This is a genomic window from Streptomyces piniterrae (assembly GCF_005048155.1).
GTDB classification, from domain to species: Bacteria; Actinomycetota; Actinomycetes; order Streptomycetales; family Streptomycetaceae; genus Streptomyces; species Streptomyces piniterrae.
This window is the reverse complement of record NZ_SUMB01000004.1, coordinates 660,878-682,751: the sequence shown is the minus strand read 5'-3', so window position 1 is coordinate 682,751 and position 21,874 is coordinate 660,878. Positions and strand designations below refer to the sequence as shown.

General features: G+C 69.9%; 19 protein-coding genes. 11 read left to right on the top strand and 8 right to left on the bottom strand.

What is annotated here, in order from left to right; all coding sequences use genetic code 11:
• Positions 1–16: 16 nt before the first annotated feature.
• A complete protein-coding gene (locus FCH28_RS15585; RefSeq protein WP_136740455.1) occupies positions 17–922 on the top strand; it encodes a LysR family transcriptional regulator in 906 nt (301 codons plus the stop codon).
• 935 nt (positions 923–1,857) lie between these two features.
• On the opposite strand, the gene FCH28_RS15580 is transcribed toward FCH28_RS15585, so the two are convergent.
• Entirely contained in the window at positions 1,858–2,832 is a 975-nt protein-coding gene (locus FCH28_RS15580) for an aldo/keto reductase (RefSeq protein ID WP_136740454.1), read from the bottom strand.
• Between the two features lie 86 nt (positions 2,833–2,918).
• On the opposite strand from FCH28_RS15580, the gene FCH28_RS15575 reads away from it, so the two are divergent.
• From FCH28_RS15575 to FCH28_RS15560, 4 genes are all read left to right on the top strand, one after another.
• The gene (locus FCH28_RS15575) at positions 2,919–3,866 is read left to right on the top strand and encodes a TauD/TfdA family dioxygenase (RefSeq protein WP_169314166.1); all 948 of its coding nucleotides are present in this window, start codon (positions 2,919–2,921) and stop codon (positions 3,864–3,866) included.
• A gap of 321 nt (positions 3,867–4,187) precedes the next feature.
• The gene (gene pcaDC / locus FCH28_RS15570) at positions 4,188–5,471 is read left to right on the top strand and encodes a bifunctional 3-oxoadipate enol-lactonase/4-carboxymuconolactone decarboxylase PcaDC (RefSeq protein WP_136740452.1); all 1,284 of its coding nucleotides are present in this window, start codon (positions 4,188–4,190) and stop codon (positions 5,469–5,471) included.
• Between the two features lie 138 nt (positions 5,472–5,609).
• Entirely contained in the window at positions 5,610–6,248 is a 639-nt protein-coding gene (locus FCH28_RS15565) for an MBL fold metallo-hydrolase (protein ID WP_136740451.1), read from the top strand.
• A 30-nt stretch (positions 6,249–6,278) separates the two neighbouring features.
• Positions 6,279–7,058, top strand: a complete 780-nt coding sequence (locus tag FCH28_RS15560; protein ID WP_136740450.1) for an exodeoxyribonuclease III — start codon at positions 6,279–6,281, stop codon at positions 7,056–7,058.
• A gap of 39 nt (positions 7,059–7,097) precedes the next feature.
• Here FCH28_RS15560 and FCH28_RS15555 read toward each other — a convergent pair whose 3' ends face one another.
• The gene (locus tag FCH28_RS15555) at positions 7,098–9,008 is read right to left on the bottom strand and encodes an SGNH/GDSL hydrolase family protein (protein ID WP_187363848.1); all 1,911 of its coding nucleotides are present in this window, start codon (positions 9,006–9,008) and stop codon (positions 7,098–7,100) included.
• 287 nt (positions 9,009–9,295) lie between these two features.
• Here FCH28_RS15555 and FCH28_RS15550 point away from each other — a divergent pair, with 287 nt between their 5' ends.
• The 5 genes from FCH28_RS15550 (at position 9,296) to FCH28_RS15530 (ending at position 13,232) form a co-directional block, all read left to right on the top strand.
• Positions 9,296–9,736 carry a DUF6278 family protein gene (locus FCH28_RS15550; RefSeq protein ID WP_136740449.1) on the top strand — a complete coding sequence of 147 codons (441 nt, stop codon included), beginning with the start codon at positions 9,296–9,298 and terminating at the stop codon, positions 9,734–9,736.
• A gap of 234 nt (positions 9,737–9,970) precedes the next feature.
• Positions 9,971–10,714 carry an amino acid ABC transporter ATP-binding protein gene (locus tag FCH28_RS15545; protein ID WP_136740448.1) on the top strand — a complete coding sequence of 248 codons (744 nt, stop codon included), beginning with the start codon at positions 9,971–9,973 and terminating at the stop codon, positions 10,712–10,714.
• Between the two features lie 14 nt (positions 10,715–10,728).
• Positions 10,729–11,706, top strand: a complete 978-nt coding sequence (locus tag FCH28_RS15540) for a glutamate ABC transporter substrate-binding protein (protein ID WP_136740447.1) — start codon at positions 10,729–10,731, stop codon at positions 11,704–11,706.
• A gap of 18 nt (positions 11,707–11,724) precedes the next feature.
• A complete protein-coding gene (locus FCH28_RS15535; protein ID WP_136740446.1) occupies positions 11,725–12,369 on the top strand; it encodes an amino acid ABC transporter permease in 645 nt (214 codons plus the stop codon).
• Entirely contained in the window at positions 12,366–13,232 is an 867-nt protein-coding gene (locus FCH28_RS15530) for an amino acid ABC transporter permease (protein WP_136740445.1), read from the top strand. The genes FCH28_RS15535 and FCH28_RS15530 overlap by 4 nt, the downstream gene beginning before the upstream one ends.
• A 19-nt stretch (positions 13,233–13,251) precedes the next feature.
• Here FCH28_RS15530 and FCH28_RS15525 read toward each other — a convergent pair whose 3' ends face one another.
• The 3 genes from FCH28_RS15525 to FCH28_RS15515 form a co-directional block, all read right to left on the bottom strand.
• Positions 13,252–13,704 carry a hypothetical protein gene (locus tag FCH28_RS15525; RefSeq protein ID WP_136740709.1) on the bottom strand — a complete coding sequence of 151 codons (453 nt, stop codon included), beginning with the start codon at positions 13,702–13,704 and terminating at the stop codon, positions 13,252–13,254.
• 22 nt (positions 13,705–13,726) lie between these two features.
• Positions 13,727–15,628 carry a galactose oxidase-like domain-containing protein gene (locus tag FCH28_RS15520; RefSeq protein WP_136740444.1) on the bottom strand — a complete coding sequence of 634 codons (1,902 nt, stop codon included), beginning with the start codon at positions 15,626–15,628 and terminating at the stop codon, positions 13,727–13,729.
• Positions 15,629–15,878: 250 nt separating this feature from the next.
• Positions 15,879–17,480 carry a CocE/NonD family hydrolase gene (locus FCH28_RS15515; RefSeq protein WP_136740443.1) on the bottom strand — a complete coding sequence of 534 codons (1,602 nt, stop codon included), beginning with the start codon at positions 17,478–17,480 and terminating at the stop codon, positions 15,879–15,881.
• Between the two features lie 360 nt (positions 17,481–17,840).
• On the opposite strand from FCH28_RS15515, the gene FCH28_RS15510 reads away from it, so the two are divergent.
• Positions 17,841–18,698: a class I SAM-dependent methyltransferase gene (locus tag FCH28_RS15510; protein ID WP_136740442.1), complete on the top strand. Its 858-nt coding sequence runs from the start codon at positions 17,841–17,843 to the stop codon at positions 18,696–18,698.
• Positions 18,699–18,766: 68 nt separating this feature from the next.
• On the opposite strand, the gene FCH28_RS15505 is transcribed toward FCH28_RS15510, so the two are convergent.
• The 3 genes from FCH28_RS15505 to FCH28_RS15495 all read right to left on the bottom strand — a co-directional run bounded on the left by FCH28_RS15505 (position 18,767) and on the right by FCH28_RS15495 (position 21,772).
• Entirely contained in the window at positions 18,767–19,486 is a 720-nt protein-coding gene (locus tag FCH28_RS15505; protein ID WP_136740441.1) for a Clp protease N-terminal domain-containing protein, read from the bottom strand.
• A gap of 103 nt (positions 19,487–19,589) precedes the next feature.
• Positions 19,590–20,492, bottom strand: a complete 903-nt coding sequence (locus FCH28_RS15500; protein WP_136740440.1) for a hypothetical protein — start codon at positions 20,490–20,492, stop codon at positions 19,590–19,592.
• Positions 20,492–21,772, bottom strand: a complete 1,281-nt coding sequence (locus tag FCH28_RS15495; protein ID WP_136740439.1) for a VWA domain-containing protein — start codon at positions 21,770–21,772, stop codon at positions 20,492–20,494. Before FCH28_RS15495 ends, FCH28_RS15500 begins: the two co-directional genes overlap by 1 nt.
• Between the last annotated feature and the right edge of the window lie 102 nt (positions 21,773–21,874).

The following is a 21,874-nucleotide window of genomic DNA, read 5'->3' as shown; positions in this document are numbered from 1 at the left end:
GGCTAGGATTACTCGCATGCAATTGGATTTGAATCTGCTCGCCGCGCTCGACGCGCTGCTGGAGGAGGGCAGTGTGGCCGGGGCGGCGGCGCGCCTGCACGTCACCGCCCCCGCGATGAGCCGGAGTCTGGGCCGCATCCGGCGCACGACCGGGGACCAGATCCTGGTGCGCACCGGCCGCACGATGACCCCGACGCCGTACGCGATCGCCGTCCGGGAACAGGTGCACGAGCTGCTGCACCAGGTCCAAGGGGTGCTGGCACCGAGCCGTGAACTCGATCTGGCAACGCTGGAGCGCACCTTCACACTCCGCTGGCACGATTCCCTGGTCGCCCTGAGCGGCCCCGCACTACTCGCGGCCGTGCGCGGACAGGCGCCGGGCGTGCGATTGCGCTTCGTCGCGGAATCGAGCATCGACACCCCCGAGTTGCGGCGCGGCGAGGTCGACCTGGAGGCGAACGCCAACCGCCCGAGCGCACCGGACATCCGAGCCGAGAACGTGGGCGAGACCCGCCTCGTCATCGTCGTAAGGCAGGGGCACCCCCTCACCCGCGTCAGGACCGTCACCGCAAAGCGGTACGCTGCCGCCGAGCACGTCACCGTCTCGCGACGGGGAAACCTCAGCAACGCCCTCGACGACGCCCTCGCACGGCTCGGCCTCACCCGCCGCGTGGTGGCGACCGCGCCCACCGAAGCGGCCGCGCTGGAATTCGCGCGCGGCTCCGACCTCCTGATCAGCGTCCCCGAAGCCACCACACGGTCAGCGGTCGCCGACCTCGGCCTGGTCGTGCTCCCCCTCCCGCTCGAACTGCCATCGGCACCGATATACCTGTCGTGGCATCAGCGCTACGACACCGACCACGCCCACGCCTGGCTGCGCGGGCTGGCGCGAACCGCGCTGGCCATGAACGGAGAGTCGTAGTCGGCGCCGTCCGGCCGCTTCACCCATAACGTCCACGCGACCACCTTGATGCCGCACGGCCGGCCGCTCTCCGCACCGGCATCAGAGCACCAACCCCGCCGGTAGGCGTACACGACCGAGCTGAACGGGGCCGCGAAGCCCGAGCTTGCCGAGAAGGCAGGACACGAACGTCTCGACAGACTCCTGGCCGCCTACCCCCATGCTGCGTCGGCCGTGGGGTGGCCGGAGCGACGCCTGCGGCTCACGATCGCTGACCTGTTTGTCCTGCTCAGTCAGTCGGTCGGATACAGGTCGCTTCAGGAGGCCGTCGCGGGAACGAGGTTGTCGAGTCCCTTCGCACTCCCCGTCGCGGCCTCGATCGAGCGCGGCAGCATGATGCTCTCGTAGGCGCGGACGGATCGCCCGACGCCTCAAACACTACGTTGCCCGAAAGGTCTTCAACCTGGTCAGGCCCTCGCCATCATGGCCCCTGTCGTAGGGGCAGCTGTGACAGGTGAGGAACTCCTGTCGGGCAGGTGCCGGCGGGGGTTCCTGTGTTCGGGGCCGCCTGGTTCGCGGTGCTCGGGGCGGTCTTGCCGTGCTCCGGCACGCCGTTCTCGACGGCGTGGGGACAGCGGTGACGATGCGGGTGCGGTGGCCGAAGTGCAGCAGCGGGCGGGGGACGTTATGCGGCAGACGAGGGCCATTCTGGTTGTGCATTCTTGGGCCTCAATTCCTTAATTCCTTGCGCGGTCACGGTGTTGTAGGCGGGAAAGGGGCCGTGAGATCGCAGGAGTATGCCAGGAAGCGCGTCGTCGCGGAGGGGAAAGGACTGGGGAGCGGCATTCGGAAGATGCTGGAGGAGACACGACCGGCTTTCGTGCTTCCGTAGGCAGGTGCTGTCCGGAGGCCCTGTGGCTGACATGTGCTCAGTGTGCGCCGCCTGCTGCTTGGGTCTACTTTTCCAGCCGGGACAGGTCGGGTGCACGGTCGCCAGAGGCTTCCGGTATCGCGTCGGTGATCAGTTGTGTCTGCTCGGCCGAGAGCGTGAGCGCAAGCGCCGCGGCGTTCTCGTCGAGGTGGGTGCGGCGGCGCATGCCCGGCAGGGGGATCACGCTGTACGGCTGTGCCAGTAGCCAGGCCAGTGCCAGTTGCGCGGGAGTGCAGCCGAGGTTCCCGGCCAGTGCCCGTACACGTTGGACCAGGCGCAGGTTGGCTGCCAGGTTCTTGGTGTGGAACCGGGGTTGGTCGCGGCGGATGTCGTCGGGAGCCAGGGTGTCCACGCCGGTCAGTGTTCCGGTGAGGAGTCCGCGGCCGAGCGGCGAGTACGCCACCAGCGTGACGCCGAGTTCGCGGGCCGTGGGCAGGATCTCCCGCTCCAGGCCGCGTGTCCACAACGAGTATTCGCTCTGCAGCGCGGCGACCGGGGCTGTCGCCCACGCCCGGCGCAGCGTGTCGGCGCTTACCTCCGACAGGCCGATGTGGCGCACCTTGCCCTCGGCGACCAGTTCGCTCATGGCGCCGACGGTGTCCTCGATGGGGACGGCCGGGTGGCGACGGTGCAGGTAGTAGAGGTCGAGATGGTCCACTCCGAGCCGGCGCAGTGACGCGGTACAGGCCCTCTTGGCGTAGGCGGGCGTCGAGTCGACCCGTCGCGCCCGGCGGTCGCCGGACCGTACGACACCGAACTTGGATGCCAGGAACACCTCGTCGCGGCGTCGCGCGACCGCTCGTCCCACCAACTCCTCGTTGGTGTACGGGCCGTACATGTCGGCCGTGTCGAGGAAGGTGAGGCCCAGGTCGAGTGCCCGGTGGATCGTGGCGGTCGACTCCGCCTCGTCGGCGGGGCCGTAGAAGTCGGACATGCCCATGCAGCCCAGGCCCATCGCCGACACCAGGGGACCGCCGCGCCCCAGCCGCCTGCGCAGCATCCGAGCCTCCTTGTGGTCTTCTCCACGTTTCACCCTGCCCTCTACCCTGAGAGAGACGCCGGTGCGCATCCGGGAAGGGGATGTTGATGACCGGGGATGCCCTGAACGGCTGGACACCGCAGACCTTCGCCTCCGACACCACCTTTCGCCTCCCCTACAGCCCCGACCACGCCCTCCTGGCCCGCCGATTGCGTACCGAGGTGCTCGACGGCCGCGGCTTCGCCGTGGTGACGGGTACGCCTGCCGGCACCATGAGCACCCGGGCGGCCCAGGAGTTCGCCACATCGATGCTCGGCCACCTCGGTGAGCCGCTGGTGCAGGGCCGGGGCCCGGACACCTCACTGGGTTGGCTGGTCCGGGACGAGGGTGTCTCGTCGTACACCGACGACCGCCGCTTCCACGAGAACGCCTACACCTCCAAGTCGCGCGGCTACTTGCACCTTCACAACGACCGGGCAGTCCAGCCCTTCGGTCAGGAACCCGACTGCGTCGCCCTTCTCACGCACCGCAAGGCCATGCGGGGTGGAGCTTCCGTGTTGGTGGACGGTTGGACAGTGCACCGCATCCTTCGCGAGTCGTCGCCGCACGCGCTGGACCTGCTCAGCACGCCGTACCCGGTGGACCGTCGCCACGTCACGCCCCAAGGCGAGAGTCCTGTCGTGTGGGCGCCGGTGTTCGAGCAGGCCGACGGCCGCGTCCAGGTCCGCTGCAACCTCAAACGCATCGAGACCGCCGGCGAACTGACCGGCGAACCCATCCCGCCTCATCAGCGGGCGGCCCTCGAAACGCTGCGCCAGGTGCTGGCCCGCCCGGAGCTGAAATTGACGATCCCACTGGAGGAGGGCGACTGCCTCGTCATCGACGACCGGCGCGTCCTGCACGGCCGCACGTCCTACGAGGACCACTCCGACGCCGCCCGCCGACGCTGCCTGGTACGGGTCATGCTGCGCTGTGCACCCGGCGCGGAACCTCCCGCCGCCGATGTGTACGCCGCCCGCGAGGTGTTCCACCTGGTCAGACCCATACAGGCGTGATCCCGGTCATAGGGGCTGTTGTGAGATGTGAGAGCGTGCAGGGCGTGAGCGAGATACCGACGCGCTCTCTCCAGCACGGCCTTGATGGGCCAGAAGACGCCCTAGTCCTGATCACGAGCAAGGCAGCGCATCCGTACAGCGGATCATGGTGAGCTACAACGAGCCGGGTCGCCCGGTCACCTACGCCGTCTCGACCGTGATGCTCTGACCTGCACGTATCCCGCTTCGGGCGCGGCGGCGGGCACGCTCCGGCCGGCCTCGTGTCGGCTCTTCCTGACCCGGGTGTCAGGACCGCGTCAGATAGTTCGGTAGCGTGGCCGGGTGAGCGAGAAGACCCTGCAGCACCGGATTGACGGTCCCGACGACGCCCCCGTACTCGTACTGGGCGCCTCGCTCGGTACCACATGGCACATGTGGGACCGGCAGATCCCCGAGCTGACCCGTCACTGGCGGGTCATCCGTTTCGACCTGCCCGGTCACGGCGGTTCGCCCGCCCACCCGGCCTCGTCCATCGCCGAGCTGGCCGACCGGCTGGTCACCACCCTCGATGGTCTGGGCGTGGAGCGCTTCGGCTACGCCGGCTGCAACATCGGCGGTGCCATCGGCACCCAGCTGGCGCTCACCCGCCCGCACCGGGTCACGTCGCTGGCGCTGGTGTCCTCCTCGCCGCGCTACGGCACCGCCGACGCCTGGCGTCAGCGCGGTGTCGTGATCCGTACGAACGGGCTCGACCCGATCGCCCGCACCGCGCCCGAGCACTGGTTCACGGGCGGCTTCGCGGGTGCCCAGCCCGCGATCGTCGAGTGGGCCGTGCAGATGGTGCGGACCACGGACCCGGGCTGCTACATCGCCGCCTGTGAGGCGCTCGCCTCCTATGACGTGCGGTCCTCCCTCGGCCGGGTCGGGGTGCCCACGCTCGTCGTCGTGGGCTCCGAGGACCAGGTCACGCCGACGACCGACGCGCGCACGCTGGTCGCCGGAATACCGGATGCGAGCCTGGCGCTGGTGCCCGGCACCTCCCATCTCGTTCCCGTCGAGCAGCCGGCCGCCGTCACCGAACTCCTCATCCGGCACTTCACCACCGCCTGGCACGACAAGCCGGGCCCCGGCGGGCCGGCCGCGATCGGCGCGGCCGCCCCCAAGCCGCAGATCGCGCCCCCGCCGCCCCCGCAGTCGGCGCCCGCCGCCATAGAGTCCGGGCTCACCCAGCCGGAAGCGGCCCGCGGCGGCACGTACGACCAGGGCATCAAGATCCGCCGCGAGGTGCTGGGCGATGCGCATGTCGACCGGGTCGAGGCCACGGCCGACGAGTTCACCGGCGACTTCCACGACTTCATCACCCGCTACGCGTGGGGCGAGACCTGGTCCAGACCGGGCCTGGACCGACGCACCCGGAGCATCGTCACGCTCACCGCGCTGGTCGCCCGCGGCCACCTCGAAGAACTGGTGCTGCACACCCGCGCCGCGCTCCGCAACGGCCTCACCCCGACGGAGATCAAGGAAGTCCTCCTGCACACCGCCGTCTACTGTGGCGTCCCGGCCGCCAACTCGGCCTTCGCGGTGGCCCAGCGGGTCATACGGGAGGAGACGACGCCGGAGGCGTGAGGCGCCGAGGCAGGTACGGAACCCATTTGCCGGCGCGCCGAGGCAGGTGCGGAACCGATCCGTCGGCGCGCTGAGGCAGGTAGCGAACCCACCCGCCTGCGCGCCGTTTCCGCCGCCCGCGCGCGGCAAACTGGCTCCATGGAACTCACGAAGAAGACGCATGCCTGTGTCCGGCTGGAGAAGGACGGGCAGACGCTCGTCATCGACCCCGGTGTCTTCAGCGAGGATGACGCGGCCGTGGGAGCGGACGCGATCCTGGTCACCCATGAGCACATGGACCACTTCAACGAGGACCGGCTGAGGGCGGGCATGGAGGCCAACCCGGCCGCCGAGATCTGGACCCTGGCCAGCGTCGCCGACCAGATCTCGGCCGCGTTCCCCGGCCGGGTGCACACCGTCGGCGAGGGCGACACCTTCACCGCGGCCGGTTTCGAGGTCGAGGTGCACGGTCAGCTGCACGCCGTCATCCACCCGGACATTCCGCGCATCACCAATGTCGGTTTCCTCCTCGACGGGGCGGTCTTCCACCCGGGCGACGCGCTCACCGTCCCCGAAGGCCGCAGCGTGGACACGCTGCTGCTGCCGGTCCACGCGCCCTGGAACAAGGTCGCCGAGATCATCGACTACGTCCGCGAGGTCGCGCCCCGCCGGGCCATCGACATCCACGACAGCCTGCTCCAGGACCACGCCCGCCCGGTCTACGACTCCATGATCGACAAGCTGGGCGGGACGGATCACGGCCGGCTCACACCTGGCAGCACCACCGAGCTCGGCTGACTGTCAGACCCTGGCTGTAGGTTTACGGACATGCGCATCGCGACCTGGAACGTCAATTCGATCACCGCCCGCCTCCCGAGGCTGCTGGCCTGGCTGGAGAGCACCGGCACGGACGTGCTGTGCATCCAGGAGACCAAGTGCTCGGCCGAGCAGTTCCCGCGCGACGAGCTGCGCGAACTGGGCTACGAGGCCGCCCTCAACTGCAGCGGCCGGTGGAACGGCGTGGCCCTGCTCTCCAAGGTGGGCCTGGAGGACGTGGTCGCCGGTCTGCCCGGCGGTCCGCACTACGAGGGCGTGGAGGAGCCGCGCGCGATTTCCGCGACCTGCGGCCCGGCCCGCGTCTGGTCGGTGTACGTACCCAATGGCCGCGAGGTCGGCCATGCGCACTACACCTACAAGCTGAGCTGGTTCGAGGCTCTGAAGGCGGCGGTCGCCGAGGACGCCTCGGGGTCCCGCCCCTTCGCCGTCCTCGGCGACTACAACGTGGCACCGGCCGACGAGGACGTCTGGGACCCGGCCGTCTTCGAAGGCGCCACCCATGTCACCCCCGCCGAGCGCGCCGCGCTGTCCGCGCTGCGGGAGGCGGGCCTGACGGACGTTGTACCGCGCCCCCTCAAGTACGACCGCCCGTACACGTACTGGGACTACCGCCAGCTCGCCTTCCCCAAGAACAACGGCATGCGCATCGACCTGGTCTACGGCAACCAGCCGTTCGCCAAGGCCGTCTCGGACGCCTATGTGGACCGCGAGGAGCGCAAGGGCAAGGGCGCCTCGGACCATGCGCCGGTGGTGGTGGATCTGGAGGTCTAGGCCCGAGGGGAGGGGCCGGGCCGTCAACTCGCCGAGCTCTCAGCCCCTCCCTTCCGGTACCAGCGCCCGGAGGTCCACCGAGTCGCCGAGGGCCTTGAGGCCCGCGTCGCCGGGGTGGAGATGGTCGCCGCTGTCGTAGGCGGGCAGCATCCGCTGGGGGCGCTGCGGATCGCGGATGACGGCGTCGAAGTCGAGCACCGCGTCGAAGGTCCCCTCGTGGTCGCGGATGAACGCGTTGACCGCCTGGCGGCGCGCTTCGACGGCCGGGGTGCAGTCGGTGTAGCCCTCGCAGGGGGCGACGGTCGCCGCCACGACCCGCAGCCCCCGTTCGTGCGCGCGCCCGGCGATGGCCCGCAGACCGCCGATGACTTCGTCCGCCTCGGTGCCCCAGCGCACGTCGTTGATGCCCTCGAAGACGACGACGGTCCGCGCCGCCGGCTGCGCCAGTACGTCCCGCTCCAGCCGGTGCTGGGCGCTCACCCCGCCCATGTCCTTGCTGACCCCGTCGCCCAGATAGCGGTCGGTGACGATGCGGTTCGCCGAGATGCCGTGGTTGATCACGCCGTAGCGGGGGAGCAGGCTCTGCGCCTGGAAGCGGCGGGCCAGCACATCGGGCCAGCGCCGGTTCGCGCCGCTCGTCGACTTCACCCCGTCGGTGATCGAATCGCCCAGTGCCACGATCGAGCCGGGGCCCCCTTCGACATCGACGCCCGTCAGGAACGGCCAGCTGGTCATGGTCTCCGGATAGGCCGCGCCGTCGCGGTCACCACTACGGTCGCCGCTGCCCGGCGCGCTCACGTAACTGAGCTGGGTCGCCTCCTGGTGCACCGGCGCGGCCGTCACCGTACCCGGCAGATGGATGCTCACCAGCAGGTTGGTGTCGGCCGGCACGGTGAAGTCCACCGGATCGCTGAACGCCTCGGCCCCTGCGGGTATACGGGTCCCGGTGTGCCCCCGGTCGAAGGTCAGCGGGACCGGCGCGGTCCGCGCCGCCGCCCCCGAGTCCTGGAGCGCGATGCTCGCCGACGCGATGTCCACCGGGGCCGCGGCGAACGTGTTCGCCAGCCGGATCCGAGCCCTCGGGCCGCCCGCGCCGGCGTGTACGACGAGCCGCAGCGTGCGGTCCTGCCAGGGCCCGACGGCCCGGTAGCCGGCCGTGCTCGCCGCCCAACTCCCCGTCCTGCCCTGCCCGGTGTCGCGTACCGACACCGCGAACACATGCAGATCACCGGCCGCGCCGGGGGCCGGGGGAAGCGTCACCGACACCACTTCGCGCCCGGCCCGCAGGGGTACGGTCACCGCGTACAGCCGGGCCGTTTCGGTGGTCTGGCCGCCCGCGCCGTTGATGTGCGGCAGCGCCACCGCCTTGGTGCTCAGGGGGCCCGACCGCCAGTCGGGGGCGGTGAGTTCGTAGCGGCTGCGGGATCCGTCGCGGTAGCGGACGGTGCCGGTCCCGGTGACCGCCGGGCCGTTCTCGCCGTCCGTAGCGCTCCCGTCGTCCGGGTCGTTCCCGACGTCGGGGTCGATGCCGCCCGTGCCCGCGACCAGGAACGTGAGCGCGTCGCCCCGCCCGGTCACCGTCACCGGCTGCCCGTCCGCCACCACGTTGTCCGGGGCGCCGGCCGCCGAGCGCGGCCAGCCGATCCGTGCCCCGTCGATCGCCAGGACGCTTCCGCGTGACCAGCCCGCCGCGGCCAGGTCCTGTGCGGACAGCGAATGGCCGGCGCCGTCGAAATCGGCGGTCCCGGGTCTGGAGTCGTCGCTGATCGCCGTGTTGTTGAAGAGCCGGGCCAAGGGCATCGGGCCGGGCGGGTGTTGCATCGAAGGAGTCGTGGGAGTCGCGGGAGTCGAAGGAGCTGATGAGGTCGATGGAGCGGTGCGGGCCGCCGGGGCTGCCACGGCGGCCGCGGCCCCTGTCGGCAGGCTTGTCGCGCCGACCAGCAGCGCCATGGCCGTGCCCCAGAACCGTCGTCGTGAGAATCGTCGTCGCGAGAACCGTCGTCGTGCGGGCATGAATCGTTCCCTCCCGATGGCGTCAACAGGCAGGTGCTGAGCCGCGATCCGGCCGTTCCCGCGAGAGGTTGGGGGAGCTCCTGCGGATCCAGCGATCCGATTCGATCCGAGCCGAGCGCCATGAAAGTAGGGAGGCCACCAGGGGACGTCAAGGTGACGATCGGGTCACCGTGCTGCCGCGCGCCTGTAGTCGCGCCCCCGGGGCGGGTGGGACCCTGCACACCATGAACATGTCTTTCCTGGACAAGTGGCGCAAGCGCCCGCGCGCGGACCATCCGGTGTCCCTCGCGGAGTCGGTGCGCGCCGACCCCGCCAGCGTCGTCGAGCTGCTGTCCGAATGCGAGCTGCTGCGGGCCCAGGCCAACGCCGCGGGAGTCGAACTCGACGACTCCGTACGGTCGTTGGAAGCGCTGGACCAGCTGCAGCCGGTCTGGCGGGACGACCCCGAAGTGCTGCCCTGGCTCGGCAACGACGCGGGCCTCTACCTCGGCACCGTCCTGGTGCGTACGGTGCGCGGCGCGGTCTGGCATGTGCGGTCGAACGGGCAGCCGGTGGTGCGGCTGGCGTCGGGACGGGAGATCGATGTGGTGCGGGCGGGCCATGGCTGGGCGGACATCGGGGCGCCCGAGCTGTCCCAGCTGTACGCGGAGGCCGCGGAGAGCTGACCCGGCGGCGCCACCCGCCAGCGCCACCCGGGAACCGCCCGGAACCGTCCGAAACCGCCCGCGGACCGTACGTGCATCGTCCACGAGCCGCCCCCGAACCGCATACGTAAACCTGGCTTATGACCTCACATAACCCCGTATGTGCGTGTCATGCGTGTCAGTAGAGAACTGTCCCTTTCTGGCCGGTAAGTTGCGGGCTCTCCGCTGTACGGATGAGAGTGGGCAGGTCTGCATATGGCCGGTGAAGCGCTGATTGAGATGCGCGGGGTCAACAAGCACTACGGGCAACTGCATGTCCTCCAGGACATCGACCTCACCGTCGGCCGCGGGGAGGTGGTGGTGATCATCGGTCCCTCCGGAGGTGGGAAATCCACCCTGTGCCGGGCCATCAACCGCCTGGAGGACATCGAGTCGGGCAGCATCACCCTCGCCGGCAAGCCACTGCCCGAGGAAGGCCGGGCGCTGGCCCAGATGCGTGCCGACGTCGGCATGGTCTTCCAGTCCTTCAACCTGTTCGCGCACAAGACCGTGCTGGCCAATGTGATGCTGGCGCCGGTCAAGGTCCGTAAGAAGAGCAAGGACGAGGCGGCCCGGCGGGCCCGCGAACTCCTGGACCGGGTCGGGCTCGCCTCCCAGGCCGACAAATATCCGGCGCAGCTCTCCGGCGGCCAGCAGCAGCGCGTGGCCATCGCCCGCGCACTCGCCATGGACCCGCAGGCGCTGCTCTTCGACGAGCCGACCTCCGCCCTCGACCCGGAGATGATCAACGAGGTGCTGGAGGTGATGCAGCAGCTCGCCCGGGAGGGGATGACCATGGTCGTCGTCACCCACGAGATGGGGTTCGCCCGCTCCGCCGCCAACCGTGTGGTGTTCATGGCCGACGGCCGCATCATCGAGGACCGCACCCCCGAGGAGTTCTTCACCGCGCCACGGAGCGACCGGGCGAAGGACTTCCTCTCCAAGATCCTCAAGCACTGAACGGGGGCGCCGCGATGCACGTTCACTCCCCACGCCACCACTTCCCTCGTCACTCCCCTCGCCGCCTCCCGCGGCACTTCACCCGCCTGCGCCGGGCCCTCGCGGCGGTCGCGCTCACCGCCCTCGCGCTGACCGCCGCGGCCTGCGGCCGGGAAGGCAGCCCGCCGGTCAAGGGCCCCGAGGGCAGCGAACTGCCCCGGTACCCGGTCGCCGAGAACTTCCGGCTGCCCGACTCGCCGACCTGGGCGAAGGCCAAGAAGCGCGGCCATCTCATCGTCGGCGCCAAGGAGGACCAGCCCTACATGGGCGAGAAGGACCCGGCGTCCGGCCTCTACACGGGCTTCGACATCGAGATCGCCAAGATGATGTCCGCGGCCCTCGGCTTCCCCCCGAAGACGATCGAGTTCAAGACCATCGCGTCCGCCAACCGCGAGACCGCCCTGCAGAACGGCCAGATCGATCTCTACGTCGGCACCTACACCATCAACGACAAGCGCAAGAAGCTGGTGGGCTTCGCCGGCCCGTACTACATGGCCGGCCAGTCGCTGCTGGTCCGCGCCGACGAGAACGACATCAAGGGACCCGAGGACCTGGCCGGCAAACGCGTCTGCTCGGCGGCCGGTTCGACGCCGTACCAGCGCATCCAGACCGACTACCCCAGGGCGACCCTGATCGCCTACGACACCTACTCGGTGTGTGTGGACAACCTGCTCGCCTACCAGGTCGACGCGGTCACCACCGACGACGCGATCCTGGCCGGCTATGCCGCGAAGGTGCCCGACGAGCTGAAGGTGGTCGGCAAGCCGTTCTCCGAGGAGCCGTACGGCATCGGGGTCCCGCACAACGACAACGCGCTGCGGTTCGCGCTGGACGACGCGCTGGTGGCCGACGAGAAGAACGGCGACTGGAAGAAGGCGTACGACGCGACGCTGGGCCTGTCCGGAGTGCCCGCACCGAAGCCGCCGCCGGTCGACCGCTACCCGGCGAGCTGAGGAATGAGGACCTGACCGATGAACGTTCTCCTCGACAACCTCTCCCTCTACGGGGACGGCCTGCTCGGCACCGTCGAACTCACCGTCTACGCCTCGGTGCTGGCGCTCGTCCTCGGCTTCGTCATGGCGGCCTTCCGCGTCGCGCCGGTCAGATCCCTGCGGGCCTTCGGCACGGCATGGGTCACGGTGCTGCGCAACACGCCCCTGACGCTGCTGTTCTTCGCGGTGGTGCTGGGCCTGCCACGCTTCGGGGTGGTGCTGCCCTTCAAACTGTTCGCGATCATCGCGCTGGGCTGCTACACCTCGGCCTTCATCTGCGAGGCGATGCGCTCCGGGATCAACACGGTGCCGGTCGGGCAGGGCGAGGCGGCCCGCAGCCTGGGCATGACGTTCCCGCAGACCCTCGGCGACGTGGTCCTCCCGCAGGCGTTCCGGTCCGTCATCCCGCCCATCGGCTCCACCCTGATCGCGCTCGCCAAGAACTCCGCGATCGCCGGATCGTTCAGCGTCGTCGAACTGCTCGGCGTCTACAAGCCGCTCAACGAGATGGGCTACAGCATCATCTGGACCTTCGTCTGGATCGCCGTCGGCTATCTCCTCGTGACCCTGACCATCAGCGCGGTGTTCAACCTGCTGGAGAAGCACTTCGGAGTCGCCCGATGACCACTGCCCTCTACGACATCCCGGGGCCGAGGACCAGGCGGCGGCATCTCTTCTACGGGCTCGCCGCCAGCGCCGTGATCATCGCTCTGGTCGCCTGGATCATCTTCCTGCTCTTCGATACCGGCCAGTTCGTCGCCGTGAAATGGAATCCCTTCACCTACGAGGGAATTCAGGAACTGCTGCTGCGCGGCCTGGGCAACACCCTCAAGGCGTTCGCCTACGCGGCGGTGCTGTCACTGGCACTGGGCGCGGTGCTCGCGACCGGCCGGCTCTCCGAGCACCGGGCCCTCCGCTGGGTGAGCACCCTGGTGGTGGAGTTCTTCCGCGCGATGCCCGTCCTCGTCATGATCTTCTTCGTCTATGTGGCGCTGAAGGTCGAACCGCTGCCCGCGCTGGTCACCGGGCTGACCCTCTACAACGGTTCGGTGCTCGCCGAGGTCTTCCGCAGCGGAGTCAACTCCGTGGAGCGCGGGCAGCGGGAGGCGGCGTACTCACTGGGCATGCGCAAGACGCAGGTCATGACGCATGTCCTGGTGCCGCAAGGGGTGCGCGCGATGCTGCCGGCGATCATCAGCCAGCTGGTGGTGGCGCTGAAGGACACCTCGCTGGGCTTTCTGATCACCTATGACGAGTTCCTGCACGCCGGCAAGCTGATCGCCTCCAACCTCAATTACGGCCTGCCGTTCATCCCCGTCGTCATGGTCATCTCGCCGATCTACATCGGGCTGTGCATGCTGCTGTCCTGGTTCGCCAACTGGGTTTCCAAGCGCCAGAAGCGCAACCCCAAGGTCGAGGCCGTCGAGGTGGCCGCCGCGGAACCGGGCCCGCTGCTTCCGGGCGGCCACCAGCCGCCGACCGCCTGAGCGTGCGCGCCGCCCGCGCTCAGCGGATGCGGCGGGCGAGCCACCGGCTGAGGCCGCCCCGGAAGATCAGCTCCTTGTACGTCTCGTCGCCCGGCAGCGGCACGATCAGCCACTGGCCCGGTGGGAAGGCCCGCTGTTTCACATACGCCAGCCCGCCGTACACGGACCGCAGAAAGGCCGGCACCGCGTCCCGGGGGACGTCCGGGAACTCCACCCCGTCGACGGTGATCTTCGCATCGTCCTCCGGGAACACCTGGACGGTGACGGCGGGGGAGCCGCCCAGTTCGGCGAAGGCCTCGTGCGGCAGCGAGCCGTCCGGGTCCAGGACCGTGAAGGCACCGGCCGCGGTACGGCGGGAGGTCTGGTCCGCGCCGATGTCGTCGGTGACGGTCAGCTCCAGCCGGTAGGCGTCCGCGATCTCGCGGATCGCGGTGACGACGGCCTCGGTGGTCGGCAGATGCGGATGTCCCATGGCGTCGATCATGCCTTATGGGCTATTTCGGCCCGGGGCCCACCCGTACGATCCGCGCCTCCGAGGGCACCTTCAGATCGTCCGCCACGATGAAGTAGTAATCCCCCGGGGGTGCCGCCGCCGGGTTCTTCGGGGCCTTTGCCCTGACCCTGCCGGTCCGCTCGTCGTAGCCGGTCACCTGGAGCCAGATGAATCGCTGGCCGGTGTCACTGCCGTGCGCTGGGGAGCCGAGACGGACGATCGCGAGCCGGGGCCGGCTCAGGTTGGCGCCCTTGGCGGTGACGGTGAATTCCCCGTCGTACGTCAGCGCCAGCCGGCCGTCCGAGAACACGGTGGGCCGGGGACCGCGCCACAGATACGCCGGGAAGTAACGCTCCGCTTCGAATCCGCCGGTGCTGCCTGCCTTGAGCACGGTCCCGTCGGGCTGAAGCAGCGCCGTCGAGTGGAATCGGCGGTCGGTGGTGCCGGAGGCCACGGGCTGGAATTCCTCGGACTCGGTATCGAACAACTCGGCTTCATAAACCCCCTTGTTGCCCCGGCTGCAGCGGCCCTGTTCCGCGCCGCCGCTGATGAGGACATTGCCGTCGGCGAGGAGGGTGGCGTCGCACAACAGTCGCGGCCGGCGCAACGGGCGCTTGGTGTAATGCCAGTTGCCCACCTTGGTCAGCGACTCCGCCGTGTCGATACGCAGGATTTCGGCGGTCGCGGTGCCGTCCCCGAACCGCTCCGTGGCACGGTGCTCGGTACGGGACTCATGCTGGCCGCCCACCACGAAAAGCCGCATCGCGGCATCGCCGTCCGTGAAGGGCAGCAGCACCGCCGAGCCGGCCGTCGGATAACTGCGCGAGCCGCGGCCGGCCATGGTGCGCCAGCCCGGTGCCCGCTTGAGCGGCGGCTTGCGGTCGGGGAGGTATTCGTACAGCCAGGTCCGGTTCATCTCGACGAGCGCCAGCACCGTTTCCCGGTCGCCCTTCGGCAGGACGAAGACGGCCGGATAAGTGGCGAGCCGGGCCCGGGGGAGCTTCTTCCGCAGGGCCGCGTCGTCGATGAGGTCCGGATAGGGCCTGCCCATCGCACGGCCGCCGCGTACGTTCTTTTCCGGGTCGTAGATCTCGTAGTCATTGTTGATGAGGTCCCAATAACCCGCCCCCGGATCGTTGCCGATGCCCGGCCTGCCGAGGAATACGTTCCGGCTGCCGGAGGTGATGAGCATCCGTCCGTCCGGGAGGGTGGTCACGCTCGGATACCAGCGCCGGACGGATGTCCGCCCTTCCGGTTTGAGCATCTTCCACTGGGGCCGCTTGGCCGGACCGTGGAGGTGAACGCCGGGAAAGAGATTCAAGTTCGGCGGCATGGCCGAGGGCATGACGACATCGTTCACGGTCGGCGAGGTGATATCGAGGGGAAGGGTCTCCGGATGCGTTGCCGGGACCGGTGGGCGCGGGACAAGGTCCAGTTTCCGATTATGGAAGCCGGCCGGGAGCCACTGGCCGCCGATCGGCTCGATCCAGACCTCGGCCCGCGTCGTGCCCTGGTCGGTGCCGACGTCGATATGAGCACCGGGTTCGTTCGGAGGACCGGCCTCGCACGGGGCCACCCACACCTCGGCCGGCTCCGCCTCACGGACCGTCACCACGACCGCCCGTGCCTGGTCGGAGAGGTCCTCACGGAGGCCTACGGTGCAGCGCCGGGTGCTGGAGACGGTGGCCTCGATGGGCTCGGTCGCCCCGTACGGCGCCCTGAGCGTGAGCCGTACGCCCCGGCGGGGCGCCGGATGCTCGCTCACGTTGTCGATCGTCAACCGCAACGGGTCAGGGGCGACGGTCAGCCCGGAGGGATGGCCGGGCGAAGTGCCGGTGGTCGCCGCGAATAACGGGCGGCGCGGGCGGGGGATGGTGCGCGGCTTCACCTGTGCTTCGGGCATGCAGGTCTCCTGAGCAGGGAGGGCGTTGGGGTTCCCGCCGAACGGAACTCACTACAAGTGCCGACCATACACAGAGAGTGAGGGGTCCGTTACTCCGTGCCGAGGTGCGATGCCCGGGTGGAGCCTGTCAGGTGCGTATCAAGCGTGGGGGTGGTGGGGGCGGCGCGGCCCGGGCCTCGGGTGGCCCAGGCCGCGCAGAACCCGCATACGACCGCGTACGAAATCTGCGTGCGGAACGTATGCGCCGGTCTTAGTCGCGCACCGGTACCGACACATACGACGGGTCGTCCGCCGGGGAAGAGAATGTCAGCCGGGCGCCCATCGGATTGTGCTCGATATACAGCGGATCGACGGAGTCCACGACCACCGCGAGCCGGTGCCCGGCCGGTACGTCATAGGCCGTGGAGAACAATTCCAGGTCCACTCCGAACGGTTGGTTCGGCGTCTTTCCGTGGAAAGTGAACGGTGCGTGCGAGACCAGCCTGCCGAGGCCGAGCGGGCCGACGTCATAGAGATACGCGATGCCGGTGCCGCTCTCCGCGGTGCTGGTCACGGTGGTGTGCAGCCGCGTTGTGCCACGGACCCGCTGCTCGGTCTCGTAGCGCTCCGATTGCCAGACGGCGGCCAGTGAACGGGGCAGCAGCGGAACCGAGGCCATCGGTGGGAGCCTCAGGAACTGGTCCAGCATGCTGGAGAGGAAAATCAGCCCGCCATTCGCGCCCGAGTCGAGATTCGTGTGAATGCGCCGGGTGTCGTTGAGCTCGATCCTCCGGTGCGCCGACGGCACATCCTTCCAGCTCTTGTAACCCTCGTACGCGCCGGTGGAACGGGACTTGAGGAGTACCGGCGATTCGCGGTCGATTCCGTTGTCCGTGCCCTTGAGGTAGTGGTCGAACCACCGCTTGGTGTTCGTCCAGGTGTCATTGGGCAGTCCCAGCAGTCCGAGCCCTTCGGCCGTGGCGTGGTCGCCCGGACGGAATTCCAGCCGCTTGGGGCCCTTCAGCTTCTCGTAGAAGTCGGCGTACTGATTGGGCGGGAACAGCGAATCGCCCCATGCGTTGCCGAGCATGATCGCCGCACCGTTGGCGTTGATCTTGTCGAGATAGGTGGCGGGCGAGCGCTTCTTCCCCCAGGCGATCATCTCGTCTTCCTTGGACAGGTTCGAGGTGAGGAAGTCCTTGAGAACGCCCTGGAGTTCGGGGCTGGGGCGGCCGGTCAGCGCACCGGCGCCGCCGAGCATCGCCGCAGCCTGGAGGTGCTGCGTACGGCCGCTGTAGATCGAGCCAATGAGGTCGGCCCAGCCGCTGAGCGCCGCCACCGCCTTGATCCGCTTGTCGAACGCGGACGCCAGCAGGCTGATGCCGGCACCGTACGAAACACCGCCCATGCCGACCTTCTGCGGATCGGCCGGGGTGTGGGCCAGCGCCCAGTCGATGACCTTCGACGCATCGGCGATGTCCTCGGGTCCTGCCGTCTCGATCTGTCCGCCGGACTGCCAGAATCCGCGCGAGTTGTATCCCACGACCACATAGCCCGAGTCGGCCAGCTTCTTGGCCTGCGCCATGTATTCGACCTGCGGCATCGCCCAACTGGTGGGCAGCACGATGACCGGGTACCGCCGGGTCCCGTCGGCGCCGGCGGGGGTGAAGACATTCGCCTTGAGGATGGTTCCGCCGTCGCCCTTGATGTCGACGAACTTCACGGATGCGGTGGCGGCGGAGGCGGCTGAAGTGGGGGATGCCGCTGTCGTGGCCCCGGCGGTTGCCGGTGCGCCGGTGAGAACCGTGGTGGCGAGCACCGCCGCGGAGACGGTGCCGATCGAGGCGCGCAAAGTCGTGCGGGAGGGCGTCATCTTCTCTCCAGATCTCGAAGCGGGCCGGTCGGACGCTGTCCGAAGACAGGAGGGGCGTCCGGTCGGCCCGTGTTAACTGGAGATTAAGGTCCGCCACTTACCCGTGGTAACCCGTCGGTAGGTTACGGCTGGGTAACATCACGGGGTCGAGTCGACGTCGACCGGCATGGCCGAGACGGCGCGCTTGCCGTGCGGGTCGACTCCCGCCGCGGCCAAGGGAATTGGCGGGCGCGGGGTCCGCACCCGTACCGCACCCGTACCGCGCCCGGACGGCGCTCGGGCAACGCTCGGCGGAACCTCTACCTCCGGCCGTTCATCCATCCATGTGGGTGAGAGGCGGGGCGAGACGCGGAGCGAGGCATGGGGCGCGAGTGGGTGACAGTGGACGAGGGAAGGGCAGCGGTGCCGGAAACGCCATTTGACGAGAGCGAGCGACGTACGTGGGCGGGGAGCGCGGAGGCGTACGCGGCCGGGTTCGCCAGGCTCTGCGCGTACCCGGTTCCGCGACTGCTGGACGCGGCCGGGGTCGGCGAGGGCACCCGCGTGCTGGACGTCGGGACGGGGACGGGCTCGGTCGCCGCGGCGGCCCGCGCCCGCGCGGCACGGGTGACCGCCGTGGACGCCGAACCGGAGATGGTCCGGAGTGCCGCCCGCGCGGTCCCCGACGCGGACGTCCGTACCGCCGCCCTGCCGCATCTCCCCTTCCCCGACGGGGAGTTCGACGCCGTCATCGGGAACTTCGTCCTCAACCACGTCGGGCGGCCCGCGGCGGCGCTCCGCGAACTGCGCCGGGTGACCGCGCCGGGCGGCCGTATCGCGCTGACGATCTGGGCGGCCCCCGCCGCGCCGGGCCAGGCGCTCCTCGGCCGCGCCGTACAGGCGGCCGGTGCGGTCCGCCCCGCGCATCTGCCCACCCTCGCTCCGGAGGACGACTTCCCGCGGACCGCACACGGCCTCGCGACGCTGCTGCGCGCCGCGGACCTGGCTGAGGTGACCTGCCGGCAGCTGTCCTGGAACCACCGCACGACGATCGAGGAGTGGTGGCGCGGCCCGGCCGCCGGAGTGGCGTCCATCGGCCAGATCGTGATCAGCCAGCCCCCTGCGGTGATCGAGCGGATCAGGCATCAACTGGGCGTGCTGGCCGAGGAGTTCATGGAGGCGGACGGGCGGCTGGTGTTGCCGCATTCGGCGTTGCTGGCGGTGGGGGCGGTGGGGTGATCGACCGGCGACCCCGCCCGGCGAGGGCTGGTCACCGGCGAGGTGACCAGCCCCTTCGTGCGACCGCGTCAGGCTTCGCCCAGCACCTCCGCGATGTGTGCTTCCGTGGCCGCCTTTTCGATCCCGAGTCCGGCCAGTGTGCCCTGGCCGTCCTCGAGTTCCAGCAGGGCGAGCAGGATGTGCTCGGTCCCGACGTAGTTGTGGGCCAGCCGCACGGCCTCCCGGAAGGTCAGCTCCAGCGCCTTGCGGGCCTGTGTGTCGAACGGAATGAGGTGGGGCACCTGCTCCGCCGCCGCGGGCAGCGTCGCCGTGGCCGCCTCCCGTACGGCGTCCAGCGTCACGCCCTGTGTCGTGATCACCTTCGCGGCGACCGCTTCGGGTTCGCAGAGGAGCCCCAACACCACGTGTTCGGTGCGGATTTCGTCGTTCCCCGCATCCCGGGCCTCTTTCTGTGAGGCCACCACGACGTTCCGGGCCCGATCGGTGAACCGGCCGAATCCCTGGCTGGGGTCGAGGGCCGCGGACGGGCCGGGGTCCTTCGGGACGAATCGCTTCTGGGCGGCCTGCTTGGAGACGCCCATGCTCCTGCCGATGTCCGTCCAGGAGGCGCCCGAGCGTCGTGCCTGGTCCACGAAGTGACCGATCAGATGGTCGGCGACGTCACCGAGGTGGTCCGCGGCGATGACCGCGTCGGAGAGCTGGTCGAGGGCGTCGGAATGAACCTTCTTGATGGCCTCGATGAGGTCGTCGAGGCGGACGGGGTTCGTCACTTGGACTGGTTTCGTCATGCGTCAACGGTAGGTTGACGATGGGCGGGCGTCAACCGTTAGTTGACGGTCGGGTGCGTGACGGGAGCGGCCGCGGCGCGCGGGCCGCGGCCGCTCCCCCCTGTCAGGCGCCCGGCGGCACCCGCGACGGGCGACCGGATCCCCGCGTGACCGAGTAGCCCGCGATGCCCGCGAGAGCGGCGAGCAGCCCGCCCGCCGCGGTCCAGATCCAGCGGTCGGACCACCAGCCGGAGGACCAGCCGCCGTCCGGCTCGCCGAGGGCGGCGGACTGCTTCGCCGTACCGTCCTCGTCTTCCTGTGCCTCGCCGTCGGCGGACGGCGATCCGCTGCCCTCCGGCTGTGCCGCGCCGGTGTGGGCGCCGATGCCCGGCACCAACGGAGCGGCGAGCGCACCGTCCACCGCCTGGCCGCCGCCCGCGTCGGTCGCGGTGGCCTCGACCTCGGCGTGCACCGGCAGGCCGAGGTCCTCCTGCGGCAGGTCGACGACCGTCAGACGCACGTAATAGCTGCCCGGCAGCGGATCGTTCGCCCACTGATCGGCCCAGGCGCGCACCGGGCGCAGCGTGCAGGACAGCTCCACGGAGCCGGCGTCCTTGGCGGCCGCCCTGCTCTGCGCGCCGTAGGTGCACGCCTGCCGGCGGCGCAGCCCGTCATATACGTCGAGCTGCCAGGTGGCGGCACCGTGCCGGGCGGTCTCCGGCAGCTTCACCTTGGCCTTCACCGTGGCGCGTTGACCGCTGTCCAGAGGGAGCGTCCAGTAGAGGTAGTCGCCGGTGGACGCGTCGGCCACGGCCCGCTGGTCCGGCTTCATTTTGGCCGCGGTGCGGAAGGACGTGCCCGCCTCGGTCGGGCCGTTGGCGCCGTCGCTCGCGCCGGGACTCGGGCTCCCCGACGCGCCGCTGTCCGAAGGGGCGTCCGAGGGGTCGTCCGCCGCGGCAGTGCCCACGGCGCCGAAGATGCCGCCGCCCACCAGCAGCAGGCTCGTCAATATCCGTACGGTACGCATCAGTTGGTCCTCCATACGGTGACGCGCCAGCGGGAGATCCAGCCCCACAGCAGACCGGCCAGAAGGCCGACGACGGCCATGACGCCCAGCAGCCACCAGCCGTGGCCGAGCCCGAAGGACGCCACGTCGGAGGCGTCGTCGGGCGCGTCGACCACGTCAACCGTGAGCTCGACGGGCAGGCCCGGCGAGGTCTTCACGGACGCGGGGGCCGAGAAGGAGTTGCTGACCTGGAGGCAGACGGTCTCCGCCGCGGGCTTCCCGTCCTCGTCCAGGTCCGCGTCGTCCGCTTCGGCCTTCGGGTAGCGCAGGCCGGACGAGATCACGTCGGTGCGGCCGCTGCCCGCCTCCGAGCCGCGGACGATCTCCCGGCCGTGCACGGTCGAGGCGCGCAGCAGGACGCCGTAGTCCTTGTTGACCGCACGGTCCGCGGCGACGCTCACCGACGCCCGCAGCTCCTGTCCGGGCAGCACATCCACCCGGTACCAGCGGTGCTCGGCGAACTTCTCGCGGTCGCTGTAGAGACCGGGCTTGAGCTTCGGGGCGCCGGCACACTCCTGCGCACCCTCGGTCGCCACCGGTGTGACGACCGGGTCGGCGGCTCGGTCCACCAACTGATGGACTCGGTCGCGGAGTTGCGCCTTGTGCTGCACGGAGGTGTAGGTGCCGCCGGTGGCCTCGGCGATGCAGCTCAGCTGGCTGCGGGTCTTGGCGTTCGGCAGCAGTCCGAGGGTGTCGATGGTCAGATGGATGCCCTTGGCGGCGATGTCGCGCGCCACTTCGCACGGGTCGAGCGGGGCGCAGGTGTCCTCGCCGTCCGTGATGAGGACGATCCGGCGGGTCGCGTCGCCGCCCTTGAGGTCGTCGGCCGAGGCGAGCAGGGCCGGGCCGATCGGCGTCCAACCGGTGGGGGCGAGTGTCGCCACCGCGGTCTTCGCCTCGGTCCGGTCGAGCGGCCCCACCGGGTAGAGCTGCTTGGTGTCCTTGCAGCCCGTCTTACGGTCCGTGCCGGGGTAGTTGGCACCGAGGGTACGGATGCCGAGCTGCACCTCTTCCGGCACCGCGTCCAGCACCTCGTTGAACGCCTGCTTCGCGGCCGCCATCCGGCTCTGCCCGTCGATGTCCCGCGCCCGCATGGAGCCGCTGACGTCGAGCACCAACTCCACCTTGGGGGCGGGCTTCGGGGCGGGTTCCGCATCCGGTTCGTCGGCCGCGGCGGGCCCGGCGGCCAGGGCGGCGACCAGGCCGCACACGGCGGCCGCCAGCCATTTTCTTATGATCATCGCCGGATCGTAGTGAGGATCCTCGTTTTGCTCCAAACGGAAGCATCTACGGGGCCATTTACGGAACCGTCTGCGGAGTCATTCTGGGAACCACCGGGGAAC